At 73.1% G+C, this 15657-nt stretch carries 14 protein-coding genes; 11 read left to right on the top strand and 3 right to left on the bottom strand.

The window, feature by feature from the left end; genetic code table 11:
* The first annotated feature begins 35 nt into the window (after nucleotides 1-35).
* The 5 genes from EDD26_RS01460 (at nucleotide 36) to EDD26_RS01440 (ending at nucleotide 4851) form a co-directional block, all read left to right on the top strand.
* Nucleotides 36-575: a YaeQ family protein gene (locus EDD26_RS01460; protein WP_123696092.1), complete on the top strand. Its 540-nt coding sequence runs from the start codon at nucleotides 36-38 to the stop codon at nucleotides 573-575.
* A gap of 42 nt (nucleotides 576-617) precedes the next feature.
* Nucleotides 618-2057, top strand: coding sequence for an NAD(P)H-quinone dehydrogenase (locus EDD26_RS01455; protein WP_123696091.1), 1440 nt, complete (start codon nucleotides 618-620; stop codon nucleotides 2055-2057).
* Between the two features lie 101 nt (nucleotides 2058-2158).
* Nucleotides 2159-2533, top strand: a complete 375-nt coding sequence (locus EDD26_RS01450) for a YciI family protein (RefSeq protein WP_123696090.1) — start codon at nucleotides 2159-2161, stop codon at nucleotides 2531-2533.
* A 61-nt stretch (nucleotides 2534-2594) separates the two neighbouring features.
* Entirely contained in the window at nucleotides 2595-3797 is a 1203-nt protein-coding gene (locus tag EDD26_RS01445) for a DUF6596 domain-containing protein (RefSeq protein WP_123696089.1), read from the top strand.
* Between the two features lie 190 nt (nucleotides 3798-3987).
* On the top strand, nucleotides 3988-4851 hold the full coding sequence (locus EDD26_RS01440) for a DUF559 domain-containing protein (RefSeq protein WP_123696088.1): 864 nt from the start codon (nucleotides 3988-3990) through the stop codon (nucleotides 4849-4851).
* Nucleotides 4852-4978: 127 nt separating this feature from the next.
* Here the strand turns inward: EDD26_RS01440 and EDD26_RS01435 are convergent, their stop codons facing one another.
* Complete coding sequence (locus EDD26_RS01435; RefSeq protein ID WP_123696087.1) at nucleotides 4979-6745, bottom strand: acetyl/propionyl/methylcrotonyl-CoA carboxylase subunit alpha; 1767 nt, start codon at nucleotides 6743-6745, stop codon at nucleotides 4979-4981.
* A 144-nt stretch (nucleotides 6746-6889) separates the two neighbouring features.
* Here EDD26_RS01435 and EDD26_RS01430 point away from each other — a divergent pair, with 144 nt between their 5' ends.
* The 4 genes from EDD26_RS01430 (at nucleotide 6890) to EDD26_RS01415 (ending at nucleotide 12220) form a co-directional block, all read left to right on the top strand.
* Nucleotides 6890-7708 (top strand): efflux RND transporter periplasmic adaptor subunit, encoded by an 819-nt coding sequence (locus EDD26_RS01430; protein WP_123696086.1) that lies wholly within the window; start codon nucleotides 6890-6892, stop codon nucleotides 7706-7708.
* A 63-nt stretch (nucleotides 7709-7771) separates the two neighbouring features.
* Nucleotides 7772-8404, top strand: coding sequence for a TetR/AcrR family transcriptional regulator (locus EDD26_RS01425; RefSeq protein WP_123696085.1), 633 nt, complete (start codon nucleotides 7772-7774; stop codon nucleotides 8402-8404).
* 2 nt (nucleotides 8405-8406) lie between these two features.
* Complete coding sequence (locus EDD26_RS01420) at nucleotides 8407-10131, top strand: ABC transporter ATP-binding protein (protein ID WP_123696084.1); 1725 nt, start codon at nucleotides 8407-8409, stop codon at nucleotides 10129-10131.
* Between the two features lies 1 nt (nucleotide 10132).
* Complete coding sequence (locus EDD26_RS01415) at nucleotides 10133-12220, top strand: ABC transporter ATP-binding protein (RefSeq protein WP_123696083.1); 2088 nt, start codon at nucleotides 10133-10135, stop codon at nucleotides 12218-12220.
* An 11-nt stretch (nucleotides 12221-12231) separates the two neighbouring features.
* Here the strand turns inward: EDD26_RS01415 and EDD26_RS01410 are convergent, their stop codons facing one another.
* Nucleotides 12232-12966, bottom strand: a complete 735-nt coding sequence (locus EDD26_RS01410; RefSeq protein WP_148058667.1) for a hypothetical protein — start codon at nucleotides 12964-12966, stop codon at nucleotides 12232-12234.
* Nucleotides 12967-12968: 2 nt separating this feature from the next.
* On the bottom strand, nucleotides 12969-13610 hold the full coding sequence (locus EDD26_RS01405; RefSeq protein ID WP_123696081.1) for a Maf family protein: 642 nt from the start codon (nucleotides 13608-13610) through the stop codon (nucleotides 12969-12971).
* A 137-nt stretch (nucleotides 13611-13747) separates the two neighbouring features.
* Here EDD26_RS01405 and EDD26_RS01400 point away from each other — a divergent pair, with 137 nt between their 5' ends.
* Both EDD26_RS01400 and EDD26_RS01395 read left to right on the top strand, forming a co-directional pair.
* Nucleotides 13748-14602 (top strand): GDSL-type esterase/lipase family protein, encoded by an 855-nt coding sequence (locus EDD26_RS01400; RefSeq protein ID WP_123696080.1) that lies wholly within the window; start codon nucleotides 13748-13750, stop codon nucleotides 14600-14602.
* 47 nt (nucleotides 14603-14649) lie between these two features.
* Nucleotides 14650-15615: an L-lactate dehydrogenase gene (locus tag EDD26_RS01395; protein WP_123696079.1), complete on the top strand. Its 966-nt coding sequence runs from the start codon at nucleotides 14650-14652 to the stop codon at nucleotides 15613-15615.
* Nucleotides 15616-15657: the final 42 nt, after the last annotated feature.

The raw sequence follows: 15657 nt of genomic DNA, 5'->3' as shown, positions 1-15657 counted from the left end.
GGCCCGTGGCCCGCGCTCGCGTAGGCTCGGCGACCATGGCCATCGGCGCGACCATCCACACCTTCGAGATCCAGCTGTCCGACGTCGACCGCGGCGTCTACGAGCAGCTGTCGCTCAAGGTCGCGCAGCACCCGTCGGAGACGCTCCCGTTCATGGTCACCCGCGTGCTCGCCCTCTGCCTCGAGCACGAGGACGGCATCGCCTTCGGCGACGGCATCTCGGGCGGCGACGAGCCCGCGGTGGTGGCGCGCGACCTGACCGGCTCGCTCACCGCCTGGATCGAGGTCGGCGCACCCGAGGCGGAGCGCGTCCACCGCGGCAGCATGGCCGCCGATCGCACCGTGGTGTACACGCACCGCGACCCCGAGCGCGTCGCGGGGCGGTGGTCGGGCAAGCGCATCCACCGCCCGGAGGACGTGCGGCTCGTCTCGTTCGATCCCGGCTTCATCGATGCGGTGGCCGACGCGGTGGCCCGGCGGACGACGATGTCGGTCTCCGTGACGGAGGGCACCCTCTACGTCGAGGTGAACGGCACGACGCTCTCCACCGCCGTGCACGAGCGCCGCGCGGGCTGACCCGCGGCAGGAGGATCCGACCGCGGCTCCGGATGCGGGATGATGGAGCGCGTGAGTGCATTCGAGCGCAAGCAGCGCGTGGTGATCATCGGCGGCGGACCCGGCGGCTATGAGGCGGCGCTCGCGGGCGCCCTCCTCGGTGCCGAGGTGACGCTCATCGAGCGGACGGGCGTCGGCGGCAGCGCGATCCTGACCGACGTCGTGCCGTCGAAGTCGCTCATCGCGACCGCGGAGTCGGCGGCCGCGATCCGCGACGCGAGCCAGCTGGGCGTGCAGTTCTCGGTGCGCGGCGCCTCCGGTCGGCCGCAGAAGCCCGAGGTCTCGGTCAACCTGCGCGCCGTCAACCGGCGTCTGCTGTCGCTCGCGGCGAAGCAGTCGCTCGACATGAAGGCCGACCTCGAGAAGGCCGGCGTCACGATCGTGCAGGGCGAGGGCCGGCTCGACGGCCCCGGCCGGGTCGTCGTGTCGACCGGCAAGCAGGGCGCCGACTTCGACGAGTTCGAGGCCGACACGATCGTCGTGTCGGTCGGCTCGCGGCCCCGGCAGCTGCCGAGCGCGATGCCCGACGGCGAGCGCATCTTCACCTGGACCCAGCTCTACGGGCTCGAGGAGGTGCCGGAGCACCTCATCGTCGTCGGCTCCGGCGTCACCGGCGCCGAGTTCGCGAGCGCCTACAGCCTCATCGGCGCCGAGGTCACCCTGATCTCGAGCCGCGACCAGGTGCTGCCCGGTGAGGACACCGACGCGGCGGGCGTCATCGAGGACGTCTTCACGCGGCAGGGCATGCACGTGCTCTCGAAGTCGCGGGCCGAGAAGGTCGAGCGCACCGAGACGGGCGTCGTCGTGACGCTCACCGACGGCCGCACCGTCGAGGGCTCCCACTGCCTCATGGCGGTCGGCTCCATCCCGAACACCGCGGGCATCGGGCTCGAGGAGGCGGGCATCGAGCTCGCCGACTCCGGCAACATCCTCGTGAACCGCGTCGCGCGCACGAACCTGCCCAACGTCTACGCGGTCGGCGACTGCGCCGACGCGCTGCCGCTCGCCTCCGTCGCCTCGATGCAGGGGCGCACGGCGATGTTCCACGCGCTCGGCGACGCCGTCGACCCGATCTCGATGCGCACGGTCGCGTCGAACATCTTCACGCAGCCCGAGATCGCCACGGTCGGCTGGTCGCAGCGCGAGATCGAGGAGGGGATCGCGCAGGGCGAGGTGTACCGCATCGACCTCGCGACGAACGCGCGCGCCAAGATGATGGGCGTCGAGGACGGCTTCGTGAAGCTCTTCGCCCGCACCGGCTCCGGCACGGTGATCGGCGGCGTCATCGTGGCGCCGAAGGCCTCTGAGCTCATCTTCCCGGTCACGATGGCGCTCGAGCACCGGCTCACGGTCGACCAGCTGGCGCGCGTCTTCCCCGTCTTCCCGTCGCTCACCGGCTCGATCTCCGACGCCGCGAGGGCGATGCACCGCGTCGAGCCCTGACCCGCAGCGGGGTCCGCTCGGGATGTCGAGTCCCGGCGGCCCCGTGCGTCTCCCATGCGAGACTGCCGACACGCGCAGTCCGTGACGGAGAGGACGCGGCCATGGCCGACCAGTACATGTTCATGATCGTCGAGCCCGACTGGGACTCGGATGCCTACGGCGACCAGCCGGGGCAGATCGCGGTCGAGTTCCCCGAGTTCGAGGTGTTCGAGCGCCGGGTCGAGGAGCTCGGCGCCCGCATCGTCGGCGGCAACGCGCTGCAGCACCGCAAGCACGGCGGCACGGTGCGCCCCGGCGCGGAGGGCCGCGAGCTCGAGGACGCGGTGTGGACCGACGGCGCGAGCATCGAGAGCGATGAGGTCATCACGGGCTTCTACCTGATCGAGGCCGACGACGTCGAGATCGCGAAGCAGCTCGCCGTCATGGTGCCGACCGGCGGCCACATCGAGTGGCGGAGGGTCTTCGACTTCGTCTGAGCCCGCTCCGACGGCGCAAGCTCTGGCAGGGGGCTGCGCAGCCGCGTGCCACGATGGGCGCGTGCCGCCGGCTGACGATGCCTTCACGGCCGCATGGCCGAGCGTCGTGCGGCAGCTCGCGGCGCACGCCCGGTCGATCGACGAGGGCGAGGAGCTGGCGGCGGAGGCGTTCGCCCGCGCCGTCGCGCACCCGGACGAGATCGACGACCTCGTCGCCTGGTGCACGACGGTCGGGCGGCGCCTGCACCTCGATCGGGTGCGCCGGGGCGCCGTGCGCGACCGCGCCCTGCCCGACCTCGCGCGGCGGGCGGAGGAGCGCGTGCCCGGTGAGACGGGCATCGACGATCGGCTTGCGCTGCTGCACGTCGCGTGCGATCCGGCGCTCGGCTTCGGCAGCCGGCTCGTGCTGGCGCTGCGGCTCGTCTGCGGGCTCGACACGGCCCGGATCGCGTGGCACCTCGGCATCGACCCTCGCACGGCATCCGCTCGGCTCACGCGCGCGAAGCGCGGGCTCGCGGAGGCGGCGGGCGCGTTCCGCGTGCCCGACCGCGTGGAGCGCCGGGCCCGGCTGCCGACCGTGCTCGAGTGCGTCGCCGCCGTCCATGCCGTCGGCCAGCGGGACGCGCTGCAGCCCGACACCCCGGCGGACGACCTCGGCCGCAGCGCGCTGACGCTCGCGACCGCGGCGTCGCTCGACCAGCCGGACGACGCGGAGGCGCGGGCGCTCGTCGCGGTCGTGCTGCTCGCGCTCGCGCGCAGGCCCGGCCGCTTCGACGACGAGGGCGTCGCGCTGCCCCTCGACGAGGTCGACCGCATGCGCTGGGACCGGCGGCTCGCGCTCGCCGGGCTCGAGCGCGCGGCTGCGACGGCTGGGACGGGCGGGCGCTTCGCGCTCGAGGCGTCGATCGCCGCGCTGCACGTCGCGGCGCCGACCGCGGCTGCGACCGACTGGGCGACGATCGTCGCGCTCCACGAGCGGCTCGTCGCGCTGCGGCCCACCCCGGCGGCGCGGGTCGCGGCAGCGGTCGCGCGCGGCAGGCTCGCGCTGCGCGACGGCGGCGACCTCGACGAGGTCGCGGCGGCGCTCGCCGCACTCGAGCACGAGGGCGCCGAGGCGTCGCGGCGCGACGCGTCGCTCGCCCTCGCCGACCTCGCGTGGCAGCGCGGGGAGCGCGCCGAGGCCGCCGCGCGCTACGCGGCGCTCGCCGACGCCCTGCCGGCGCCGCTCGCGGCCTTCGCGCGCCGTCGCGCCGGGCTGTCGTAGCACGCATCGACCGCGCTGTACGTTTTGCAGGCGATTCGCCGCTCGCGAGGGAGCAGCTCCCTTGTGGCCAGCGCATCGCCTGCACAACGGATGTTGCGCCCGGCGGTCGGCCGTGGGACACGGGCGGGTCCGTCCACAGCGGGACCGATGTGCTCGACGGTGCGGCGAGCGGCGACGGCACCATGCGGCCATGTCGATCGATGGCGTCGTTCGCTCGCTGGGCGGTGTCGCGTCGCTCGAGCAGCTGCGCTCCCGGGGCTTCGGGAGGGCGGATGTGCTCGACGCGCGGCGCGCAGGCCTGCTGATCGCCGTCCGAAGGGCGTGGTGCGCGGTCCCGGACGCCGACGCGCAGCTGGTCCAGGCCGTGCGGATGCGCGGCCAGCTCACCTGCATCTCGGCAACCCGGGCGATGGGGATCTGGACCCTCGACGACGGGCGGCTGCACGTCGCGGTGCCGGGCAACGGCTCTCGGCTCAACCCGCGCGTGCCGGGCGCGCCCGCGGCGACGGCCGATCCCGCGGTGACGCTGCACTGGCGGGGTCGGACGCGAGCCCCGCAGCTCGCGCGGCAGCCGCTCGGCGACATCCTGCTCCACGTGGTGGAGTGCCAACCGCCCGCCCTCGCACTCGCCGTGCTCGACGCCTGCCTGCACGAGCGCCGCTGCAGCGTCCGCTGGCTCGTGGCGCGACTGCAGGCGAGCGCGCGAGGGCGCGCGCTCGCCCCCCTACTCGACGCCGGTGCCGGGTCGGGCCTCGAGAGCATCGCCCGCCACGGGTTCCGCGCTGCGGGACTCGCGGTGCGCACCCAGGTCGACGTGCCCGGGCTCGGGCCGCGCGACTTCCTCATCGGCGATCGGCTGTGGGTCGAGATCGACGGGCGGGCGTTCCACACCCGGGTGCAGGACTTCCCGCGCGATCGTCGCATCGACCGGGAGCTGCAGCGCGCCGGCGGCACGGTGCTGCGGTTCCTCCCCGAGGACGTGCTGCACCACTGGCCGCGGACCCTCGAGACGGTGCTCGACTTCGTGCGCCGGGACCGTCATCGGCGACGCTGAGCCGTTCCGCGCGCAGCCGACATCGTCGACGCGATCGTTGTGCAGGCGATCCGGGGGTGGCGGGGGAGCATGTCCCTTGCGGGATGCGGATCGCCTGCAGAACGAGAGCGAGTCGCGCCGCGCCGGCCTAGGCCGCGTCGGGCGTGATCGCGACGAGCAGGTGGCCCGACGGCACCGTCTTGCCGACCGGCGCGTCGATCGCGCTGATGACGCCGTCGATGGGGGAGGAGAGCGGCTGCTCCATCTTCATCGCCTCGAGCACCACGAGCAGGTCGCCGGCCACGACGCGGTCGCCGGCGGCGACGGCGGCCTTCACGACGGTCGCCTGCATCGGCGAGACGATCGAGCCCGACCCGGCGCCGCCGGCGAGCGCGGCGCGCGTGCGACGGGGCGCGGGGCCCTTCGCGTCCTTCGTGTCGGAGAAGAGCTGCTTCGGCATCGAGACCGCGATCCGCTTGCCGTCGGCCTCGACGACGACGGTGCGCCGCGGCTCGGGCCCGCCGAGCTCGCCCGGCTCGCCGCCCCACGCCGGGATGTCGTTCTCGAACTCGGTCTCGATCCACGAGGTGTAGATCGAGAAGGTCGCACCGTCGGCGGGCGCGAACGCGGGGTGGTCGACGATGCGTCGGTGGAAGGGCAGCACGGTCGGCAGCCCCTCGACCTCGAACTCGGCGAGCGCGCGGCGCGAGCGCTCGAGCGCCTCGGCGCGGTCCCGGCCGGTGACGATGAGCTTCGCGAGCATCGAGTCGAAGTTGCCGCCGATCACGTCGCCCGCGACGACGCCCGAGTCGATGCGGATGCCGGGGCCGGTCGGGGCGCGGAAGATGCGCACGGGGCCCGGCTGGGGCATGAAGCCGCTGCCGGCGTCCTCGCCGTTGATGCGGAACTCGATCGAGTGCCCGCGCATCTCCGGGTCGTCGTAGCCCAGCGCCTCGCCCTCGGCGATGCGGAACTGCTCGCGCACGAGGTCGATGCCCGTGACCTCCTCGGAGACCGGGTGCTCGACCTGCAGGCGGGTGTTCACCTCGAGGAAGGAGATCGTGCCGTCGGCGCCGATGAGGAACTCGCAGGTGCCGGCGCCCACGTAGGACGCGGCGCGCAGGATCTCCTTCGAGGCGCGGCGCAGCTCCGCGTCCTGCTCGGCCGAGATGAACGGCGCGGGCGCCTCCTCGACGAGCTTCTGGTGGCGGCGCTGCAGCGAGCAGTCGCGGGTCGAGACGACGACGACGTTGCCGTGCGCGTCCGCGAGGCACTGCGTCTCGACGTGCCGCGGCTTGTCGAGGTACTTCTCGACGAAGCACTCGCCGCGGCCGAACGCGGCCACGGCCTCGCGGGTCGCGGAGTCGAACTGCTGCGCGACCTCCTCGCGCGTGCGGGCGACCTTCAGGCCGCGACCGCCGCCGCCGAAGGCCGCCTTGATGGCGACCGGCAGGCCGTGCTGGTCGACGAACTCGAGCACCTCGTCGGCGCCCGAGACCGGGTTGATCGTGCCCGGCGCAAGCGGGGCGCCGACCGACTCCGCGATGCGGCGCGCCGAGACCTTGTCGCCCAGCTGCTCGATCGCGGTCGGGCTCGGGCCGATCCAGATGAGGCCCGCGTCGATGCACGCGCGGGCGAAGTCGGCGTTCTCCGCCAGGAAGCCGTAGCCGGGGTGCACGGCGTCCGCGCCGGAGCGGCGCGCGACCGAGAGGATCTTGTCGATCACCAGGTAGCTCTCGGCGCTCGTCGAACCCGTCAGCGAGTAGGCCTCGTCGGCGAGGTGCACGTGCTGCGCGTCGCGGTCGGGCTCGGCGTAGACCGCGACCGAGCCGATGCCCGCGTCGCGCGCGGCGCGGATGATGCGGACGGCGATCTCGCCGCGGTTGGCGATGAGGACCTTGGTGATGCGGGGCATGGTCACTCAGCCTAGGCGGCGATGCATGACGGATGCGTGCACACCGCACACAGGAATGCCCGGTTCGCTTGCGGTTTCCCACAGCCGCGGGCCGATCGATGCCGCTCCCTGTGCGGGGTGGGACGCCGCACCTAGCATGGACCCGTGAACCCCGTGGTGCTCGCGCTCGTCGCCGAGTGGTGGTGGATCGCACCGGCAGGCGCGGGTGCGGGCGCGCTCGGCGTGGTCGGCGTGCGGCGCGGCCGACCGGTCGGCCGCCGGCTCGAGCTGCATGCGGCCGTGCACGACGCCCGGCGGGCGCAGGATGCCGTCACCCGCTCGCGCGCGGACCTCAAGGTCGCGCGCGCCGAGCTGCTGCGTACGCAGGCAGAGCAGGCCGCTGCCCGCGTCGGGCTCGGCGCGGTGCTCGAGGCCAAGCGGCGCGTGCAGGCGGCCGAGCGCGGCGTGAAGGTCGCGGTCGCGGAGCTCAAGGCGAGGCGCGCGTCGGTGCAGGCCGCGCGCGCGACCCTGCCCGCGAGCCGCGCACCGCTCGAGGCCATGCCGCTCGCGCGGCTGCGCGCCGAGCATGACCGCCTCACGGCGCGCTGGATCGCCTACGAGACCGACCCCGCGAAGGCGATCGACTACCCGGTGATGAGCGATGCCTCGTCCCCGGCGCTGCAGGAGTTCCTGCGCGAGCAGCGGCTCGCGCTCGAGCTGCGGCCCGCGAGCGTCGACGCCCGCATGGCGCCCGGTGACTTCGCGACCTACCGCGACGCGGTGCGGCGCGCGACGCACGCGTTCGAGGCGGCCGAGCACGCGGCGCGCCGCGGCTCCGGCGACTGGCAGCCGAGCATCGGTGACCGCACCGACTGGGCGACGCTCGCGCAGGAGCTGCTCGACACCGCGCAGAGCGCGATCGCCCGCTCGGCCGAGGCCTGGCAGCGCGGCGACCGTGGCCGCCGGCGGCGCCCGGAGGCGTGACCGGGCGACACGCCGCGCCCTGTAACCCTGGTGAGTGAGCACTCACTCAACTAGCATCGTCGCGTGACCCCGATCCCACGCCTCAGCGGCGACGACCGCCGCGCGCAGATCATCGAGGCGGTGACGCCCGCCGTGCTCGAGCACGGGCTCGCGATCACCACGCGCCAGCTCGCCGACGCGGCCGGCGTCGCGGAGGGCACGCTCTTCAAGGCGTTCGGCGACAAGGAGTCGCTGCTGCTCGCGCTCGCCGAGCATCACCTCTCGATCGACGAGTCCGGGGAGGTCGGCGTGCTCGGCCTCGACTCGCTCGAGGAGGTGGTCACGTGGACCCTGCGGGTGCTCGTCGACCGGATGGGCTTCATCTTCCGGCTCATCATGGTGCTCGGGCCCATCGGGCAGCGCGCGGCCGGCGCGGCGCGGGCCGACTTCGAGGCGTCGAAGCACCGGCTGGCGGAGCGCTTCGTGCCCTTCCGCGACGACCTCCGCGTGCCGCCGGTGGTGGCGGCGGAGGTGGTCCGCACGCTCGCGTGGGCGGCCGCCTCGAACTGGGGCGAGCAGGACGCCGTGTCATCGGTCGATGACATCCTGCAGGTGCTCCTGCACGGCATCGCGCGCACCGACGCCGGGCCGGCCGATCCCGCCGGTCATCCCTCCGCCGCAGTCGCGGCATCCGCTCCCGAGGCTCAGAAGGTCTGACCATGCTCTGGAAGCTCATCGTCCGCTACGTGAAGCCCTCGTGGCCCGCGCTCCTGCTCGTCGTGCTGTTCCAGTTCGCGCAGTCGGTGCTGTCCCTCATGCTGCCCACCATCAACGCCGACATCATCGACGAGGGCGTGCTGCGGGGCGACACCGACACCATCTGGCGGCTCGGCTTCCTCATGCTCGGGCTGAGCCTCGGCCAGGTGGCCGCCAACATCCTGGCGATCCTCTTCGGCGCCCGCCTCGCGATGCGCGCCGGCCGCGACCTGCGCGCCGACATCTTCGGCAAGGTCGGCGACTTCAGCGAGCAGGACGTGCAGCGCTTCGGTGCCGCGAGCCTCATCACCCGCAACACGAACGACGTGCAGCAGGTGCAGATGCTCATCCTCATGTCGTGCACGATGCTGCTGTCGGCACCGATGCTCGCGATCGGCGGCGTCATCATGGCGGTGCGCGCCGACGCGACGCTGTCGTGGCTCATCGCCGTCGCCGTGCCGCTCATGCTGCTCGTGCTGGGCTTCCTGGTGTCGCGGCTCGTGCCGATCTTCCGCCAGCTGCAGGAGCGCATCGACCGCATCAACAAGGTGCTGCGCGAGCAGCTCACCGGCATCCGCGTCATCCGCGCCTTCGTGCAGGAGCGGCGCGAGCGGGAGCGGTTCGCGGTCGCGAACGACGGCGTCACCGACGCGATGCTGCGCACCGGCAACCTGTTCGTGCTGATGTTCCCGATCATCATGCTCATCGTCGAGGTCTCGAGCGTCTCGGTGCTGTGGTTCGGCGCCGGCCTCGTCGACTCGGGCGAGCTCGAGATCGGCACGATGATGGCCTTCCTGCAGTACCTCATGCAGATCCTCATGGGCGTGCTCATGGCGACCTTCATGACGATCATGATCCCGAGGGCCGCGGTCTCCGCGAAGCGGATCGGCGAGGTGCTCGACACCGAGCCGTCGATCGCGCGCGTCGCGGTCGGCGACCGGATGCCGACGCCCGGCACGGTCGAGCTGCGCGACGTGCACTTCCACTACCCGGGCGCCGACACCCCGGTGCTCGACGGCGTCTCGCTGCGCGCGGCGCCGGGCGAGACGGTCGCGATCATCGGCTCGACCGGCTCGGGCAAGACGACGCTCGTGAACCTCATCCCGCGGCTCTTCGACGCCACGGGCGGGCAGGTGCTCGTCGGCGGCGCCGACGTCAAGGACGTCGACGCCGAGACGCTCTGGCGCGGCATCGCGATCGTGCCGCAGCGGCCCTACCTCTTCGCCGGCACCGTCGCGTCGAACCTCCGCTACGGCAACGAGGACGCGACCGACGAGCAGCTCTGGCGGGCGCTCGAGATCGCGCAGGCCGCGGGCTTCGTGCAGCAGATGGACCGGCAGCTCGAGTCGCGCATCTCGCAGGGCGGCACGAACGTCTCCGGCGGGCAGCGGCAGCGACTCTCGATCGCGCGGGCGCTCGTCGCCGAGCCCGACGTGCTCGTCTTCGACGACTCGTTCTCGGCGCTCGACCTGACGACGGATGCGCGGCTCCGGGCGGCGCTCCGCGAGGCCGTCGGGTCGACGACCCAGATCGTGGTCGCCCAGCGCGTGTCGACGATCGTCGACGCCGACCGCATCGTGGTGCTCGAGGCCGGCCGGGTGGTCGGCACGGGCACGCACGACGAGCTGCTGGAGCGCAGCGACACCTACCGCGAGATCGTCGAATCGCAGATGGCAGTGGAGGCCTGAGATGGCACGCGAGAAGCTCACGAGGGAGCAGCGCCTCGAGGCGCGCAGGGCGCGCTCGGCGAAGCCCGAGCCCGAGCTCACCGAGGAGGAGCGGATCGAGGCCGAGCAGGCCGAGGCCGCGCGCCTCGGCGCCGGGGACTGGGAGCCGCCGCCCGGCAAGGCCAAGTCGTTCGGCGCATCCGCCAAGCGGCTGCTCGGCCTCATGCACCCCTACCGCTGGCTGCTCGCGCTCGTCTTCGCGCTCGGCGCGATCGGCGTCGTGCTCGTCGTGCTCGGGCCGAAGATCCTCGGCCAGGCGACGAACATCATCGTGCAGGGGCTCGTGCAGCGGAACCTGCCGGCCGGCGCGAGCCAGGAGCAGGTCGTCGCGGGCCTGCGCCAGAGCGGCCAGGACGAGTTCGCCAACATGATCGAGCGCATGGAGGGGCTGAACCCGGGCCAGGGCATCGACTTCGACGCCCTCGGCGGCATCCTGCTCGTCGTGCTCGCGATCTACCTCGTGGGCGCCGTGTTCCAGTGGCTGCAGGGCTACGTCGTCAACCGCGTCGTGCAGCGCACGGTGCAGGGGCTGCGCCGCGACGTCGAGGAGAAGATCCACCGGCTGCCGCTGTCGTACTACGACCGCACGCAGCGCGGCGAGCTGCTCTCGCGCGTCACGAACGACCTCGACAACGTCGGACAGACGCTCTCGCAGACGATGTCGCAGATCGTCACCGGCCTGCTGACCGTCGTCGGCGTGCTCGTCATGATGCTCACGATCAACGTCTGGCTCGCCCTCGTCGCGCTCATCGCGGTGCCGCTCACGGGAGTCATCCTCGGCGCCGTCATGGGCCCGGCGCAGGGGCTCTTCAAGGAGCAGTGGCGCCGCACCGGCCGCGTCAACGCGATCGTCGAGGAGGCCTTCACCGGCCACGCCCTCGTCAAGGTGTTCGGCCGCGAGGAGGCCGTGCGCGCGCGCTTCGCGACCGAGAACGACGGCGTCTACCAGGCGTCGTTCAAGGCGCAGTTCCTCTCCGGCCTCGTCTTCCCGCTCATGACCTTCGTCGGCAACATCGGCTACGTCCTCGTCGCCGTCGCCGGCGGCCTCTTCGTGGCCGCGGGACAGATCCTGGTCGGCGACGTGCAGGCCTTCATCCAGTACTCGCAGCAGTTCTCGCAGAACCTCGGCCAGATCGGCCAGACCGTGACGATGGTGCAGTCGGGCGTCGCGAGCGCCGAGCGCGTCTTCGAGCTGCTCGACGCGGACGAGGAGGCGTCCGACGCGCACGGCACGACGGCCGCGGCGAGCTCCGGCCGCGTCACCTTCGAGCACGTGCGCTTCGCGTACTCGCCAGAGAAGCCGCTCATCGACGACCTCTCGCTCGAGGTGGAGCCCGGGCAGACCGTCGCGATCGTCGGACCGACCGGCGCGGGCAAGACCACGCTCGTCAACCTGCTCATGCGCTTCTACGAGATCGACGGCGGGCGCATCACGCTCGACGGCGTCGACACCGCGACGATGACGCGGGATGCGCTGCGGTCGCAGACCGGCATGGTGCTGCAGGACACGTGGCTCTTCGGCGGCACGATCCGCGAGAACATCGCCTACGGCAGGCCCGACGCGACCGAGGAGGAGATCCTCGAGGCGGCGCAGGCGACCTACGTCGACCGCTTCGTGCACGCGCTGCCCGACGGCTACGACACCGTGATCGACGAGGACGCGTCGAACCTGTCGGCGGGCGAGAAGCAGCTCGTCACGATCGCGCGGGCGTTCCTAGCCCAGCCGAGCGTGCTGATCCTCGACGAGGCGACGTCGTCGGTCGACACCCGCACCGAGCTGCTGCTGCAGCACGCGATGGCGGCGCTCCGCACCGACCGCACGTCGTTCGTGATCGCCCACCGGCTGTCGACCATCCGCGACGCCGACCTCATCCTGGTGATGGAGCAGGGGCGCATCGTCGAGCAGGGCTCGCACGAGCGGCTCGTCGCCGAGCGCGGCGCCTACTGGCGGCTGCTCAACGCGCAGTTCGAGCAGGCGGCGGTTGACATGGAGCTCGACGCGTCGCTCGCCGACCGCACCGGCAGCATCGCAACGCAGCAGTCCACGTAGCAGGCACCGGCTCAGGCGGGCAGGGCGCTCCAGTACTGGTGGTCGTGCACCGCGACCCCCGCGAACCGCGGGTCGCCGGCGAGCTGCGCGGCGACCGCCGCGAGCTCCCGCTCGAGCACGGCGCGGCCGTCGTCGGCGAACGTCTCGCGAGGCTCGGGCACGGGGAACGTGTCGACGCCGATCCGGTAGGGCTTCCGCGCCTCGGCGATGAGCCGTCGGGCGCTCGCGCTGCCCGCGAGGATGTCGGTCGCGCGGTCACGGTATGCCATGAGCCCGACCGCGTCCGCGCGACGGACGATCGCCGCGAAGGCGGCCGGGTGCACGTCGGCGAGCCAGGGGGAGAGGTCGACCTCGACCGGGAGCGCCGTGCGCGCAGCGACGTCCTTGACGGTGCGCTCGAGCCCGGCGAGCAGCTCCTGCTCGCGGCCCGGCCAGTCGCGCCGCGTCCACGGCTCGATGTCCAGGTGCACGCCGTCGAACAGCCAGGCGGCGGTCGCGCGCTGCATCCAGGTGATGGCATCCGTGCCCGTGGTCCAGGAGGGGTCGCCGCCGAGCGCCGACACCCGCACGCCCTTGCCGCGCAGCGCCGCCACGCACTGGTGGGTCGCTGCGGTCGGCCCGCCCCACGGGACGCTGACGAACGCCTCGGTGACGCGCTGCTGCGCGGCGAACGCCGCGACGGCCGCGGGGTCGGGCGGGGCGGCCTCGTGCACCCAGACCCACATCGCTCGTGCGCTGCTCGCCATCGTCATCCCTCCGTCGTGGTCAGTGCCGGCCAGCCGACGCCGAGCTCGCGCGCGAGCCGGCGGACGGCCGGGATGCTCATGCCGATCACCGTCGACGGGTCGCCGTCGATGCGGTCGATGAAGGCGGCGCCGCGGCCGTCGATCGTGAAGGCGCCCGCCACCTCGAGCGGCTCACCGGTGGCGACGTACGCGTCGATCTCGGCGTCGTCGATGTCGGGCGAGAAGTCGAGGTGGGTCGCGGTCGCGACGCCCGCGGAGTCGCCGATCCTGCCGTGCCGCACCCGCAGCATCCAGTGGCCGGAGTGCAGCGTCGCCGACCTGCCGCGCTGCGCGAGCCAGCGCTCGCGCGCCCGCTCGGGGGTGTGGGGCTTGCCGAGCATCGCACCGTCGAGCTCGAGCGACGAGTCGCCCCCGAGCACGAGGCCGTCGAATGCCGTCAGCGGGTCCTGGTCGAGCAGCGCCTCGGCCTTCGCGCGAGCGAGCAGCAGCACGTACTCCTGCGGCGTGAGCGGGCCGTGGTCGGCCTCGTGCGCCGCGACGAGCAGCTCCTCGTCGAGGTCGGTCGGCGCGACGACGGGCTCGATGCCCGCCTGGCGCAGCAGCGCGAGCCGGGCGGGCGATGCGGAGGCGAGGATGAGCTGCACGCGATGATCCTCGCACCGCGCGCTCCGGTTCCCTCCCAGGCGTCAGCGCTCGGCGACGACCGCGCAGGACGTGCGTTGTCGCCGCCGACCCCCGGGTGTACGGTTCGCGCACACCGCGCCACCGGAAGGAGCCCGACATGGGCATCCGTCGCAGCACCCGTCACCTGCTCGCCGCCGTCGCCGCGGCAGCGCTCATCCTCTCGGGCTCGGTGGTCTCGACGACCGCCGCCCAGGCCACGGCTCCTCCGCCGTCCCAGGTCACGCGCATGGCGGCCCTCGGTGACTCGATCACGCTCGGGGTGTCGTCGTGCAGCAGCTGGTCCGGCTGCGCCCAGAACAGCTGGGCGACCGGCTCCAGCACGACCGTCGGCTCGCACCTGCTGCGGCTTCGAGCCGCCGGCGCCACCGACCTGGTCGCCTTCAACGACGCGGTCTCCGGCTCGCGCTCCGCCGCGCTCACGACGCAGGCGCAGCAGGCGGTGCGGCAGGGCGCCCAGTACGTCACCATCGAGATCGGCGCGAACGACGCCTGCACCCGCACGGTCGCCGAGATGACGCCCACGACGACCTTCAAGGCCAACGTGGCGGCCGCGCTCGCCGCGCTCGGCGCGAGCGCTGCTGCACCGCAGATCTTCGTCGCCAGCATCCCGAGCCTGCAGCGCCTCTACGAGGTCAACCGCGCGAGCAGCAGCGCTCGGTTCACGTGGAGCCTGCTCCGCATCTGCCAGTCGATGCTCGCCAACCCGAGCAGCACGCAGCCGGCGGACGTCCAGCGACGCGCTGCCGTGCAGCAGCGCGTGGACGAGTACAACATCGCGCTGCGCGACGCGTGCTCGGCGGTCGCGAGCTGCCGCTTCGACGGCGGTGCCGTGGCGGGATACGCCTTCGCCAGGGCCGACATCTCGACGCGCGACTACTTCCACCCCTCGGTCGCGGGGCAGGCGAGGCTGTCGAGCATCACCTGGCCGACCACGCAGTGGGTGTCGCCCTGACGCGGTCTCCCTGGCGCGTGCAGCCCGCCCGCGCCTAGCGTCGGGGCATGCACGCGATCCCCGGCCCTGCCCGTCCCTCGAAGCTGTCGGTGATCGGAGCGGGCGGCGTCGGCGTCGCGATCGCCTACGCGGCGCTCATCCGCGGCTCGGCGGACGTCGTTGCGCTGCACGACCTGAACGCCGCCAAGGTCGAGGCGGAGGTGCTCGACCTGGCGCACGGCACGCAGTTCCTGGCGTCGAAGCACGTCGAGGGAGGCGCCGACCCCCGCGTGATGGAGGGCAGCGACGTCGTCGTCATCACCGCAGGCGCGAAGCAGCAGCCCGGCGAGCCGCGGCTGGCGCTCGCGGCGCGCAACGCGGACATCCTCAAGTCGGTGCTGCCGGGCATCCGGGAGCACGCACCCGACGCGATCGTCGTGCTCGTGACGAACCCGTGCGACGTGCTGACGGTCGTCGCCCAGCGGGAGGGCGGGCTCGATCCCGCTCGGGTGCTCTCCTCCGGCACCGTGCTGGACTCCTCGCGGCTGCGGTGGAGGCTGTCGGAGCTCGTGCAGGTGGACCCCCGCAGCGTCCACGCGCTCATGATCGGCGAGCACGGCGACAGCGAGTTCCCGCTCTGGTCCCGGGCGAAGATCGGGCCGATGCTCGTGCGGGAGTGGATGGAGGACGACCGGGTGCGGTTCACGGGCGCCGACCTCGACCGGATCGCGGACGAGGTCGTGCACGCCGCCTACCGGATCATCGAGGGCAAGGGGGCCACCTCGAGCGCCATCGGCGTCTCGAGCGCCCGCATCGTCGAGGCGATCCTGCGCGACGAGCGCGCCGTGCTGCCCGTCTCGAGCATCCTCGCCGGTCAGCACGGGCTCTCGGGCCTCGCGCTGTCGCTGCCCACGATCGTCGGGCGCGGCGGCATCGAGCGCGTGCTCGAGGTGCCGATGGAGGAGCACGAGCTCGCACGGCTGCACGCCTCCGCCGAGACGATCGCCGCCTCCGTGCGCTCCGTCATGGGCTAGCGGCCCCGTCGCGTCGGCGTGGATGCCGGAGGTCGATGGGAG

The sequence above is a fragment of the Agrococcus jenensis genome (genome assembly GCF_003752465.1).
Classification (GTDB): Bacteria; Actinomycetota; Actinomycetes; order Actinomycetales; family Microbacteriaceae; genus Agrococcus; species Agrococcus jenensis.
This window is presented reverse-complemented; position numbering and strand designations above follow the sequence as displayed.

Coding starts and splice junctions, on each gene's coding strand:
- EDD26_RS01460 (WP_123696092.1), top strand. CDS start 36: ATGGCCATCGGCGCGACCATCCACACCTTCGAGATCCAGCTGTCCGAC.
- EDD26_RS01455 (WP_123696091.1), top strand. CDS start 618: ATGGAGCGCGTGAGTGCATTCGAGCGCAAGCAGCGCGTGGTGATCATC.
- EDD26_RS01450 (WP_123696090.1), top strand. CDS start 2,159: ATGGCCGACCAGTACATGTTCATGATCGTCGAGCCCGACTGGGACTCG.
- EDD26_RS01440 (WP_123696088.1), top strand. CDS start 3,988: ATGTCGATCGATGGCGTCGTTCGCTCGCTGGGCGGTGTCGCGTCGCTC.
- EDD26_RS01435 (WP_123696087.1), bottom strand. CDS start 6,745: ATGCCCCGCATCACCAAGGTCCTCATCGCCAACCGCGGCGAGATCGCC.
- EDD26_RS01420 (WP_123696084.1), top strand. CDS start 8,407: ATGCTCTGGAAGCTCATCGTCCGCTACGTGAAGCCCTCGTGGCCCGCG.
- EDD26_RS01415 (WP_123696083.1), top strand. CDS start 10,133: ATGGCACGCGAGAAGCTCACGAGGGAGCAGCGCCTCGAGGCGCGCAGG.
- EDD26_RS01410 (WP_148058667.1), bottom strand. CDS start 12,966: ATGGCGAGCAGCGCACGAGCGATGTGGGTCTGGGTGCACGAGGCCGCC.
- EDD26_RS01400 (WP_123696080.1), top strand. CDS start 13,748: ATGGGCATCCGTCGCAGCACCCGTCACCTGCTCGCCGCCGTCGCCGCG.
- EDD26_RS01395 (WP_123696079.1), top strand. CDS start 14,650: ATGCACGCGATCCCCGGCCCTGCCCGTCCCTCGAAGCTGTCGGTGATC.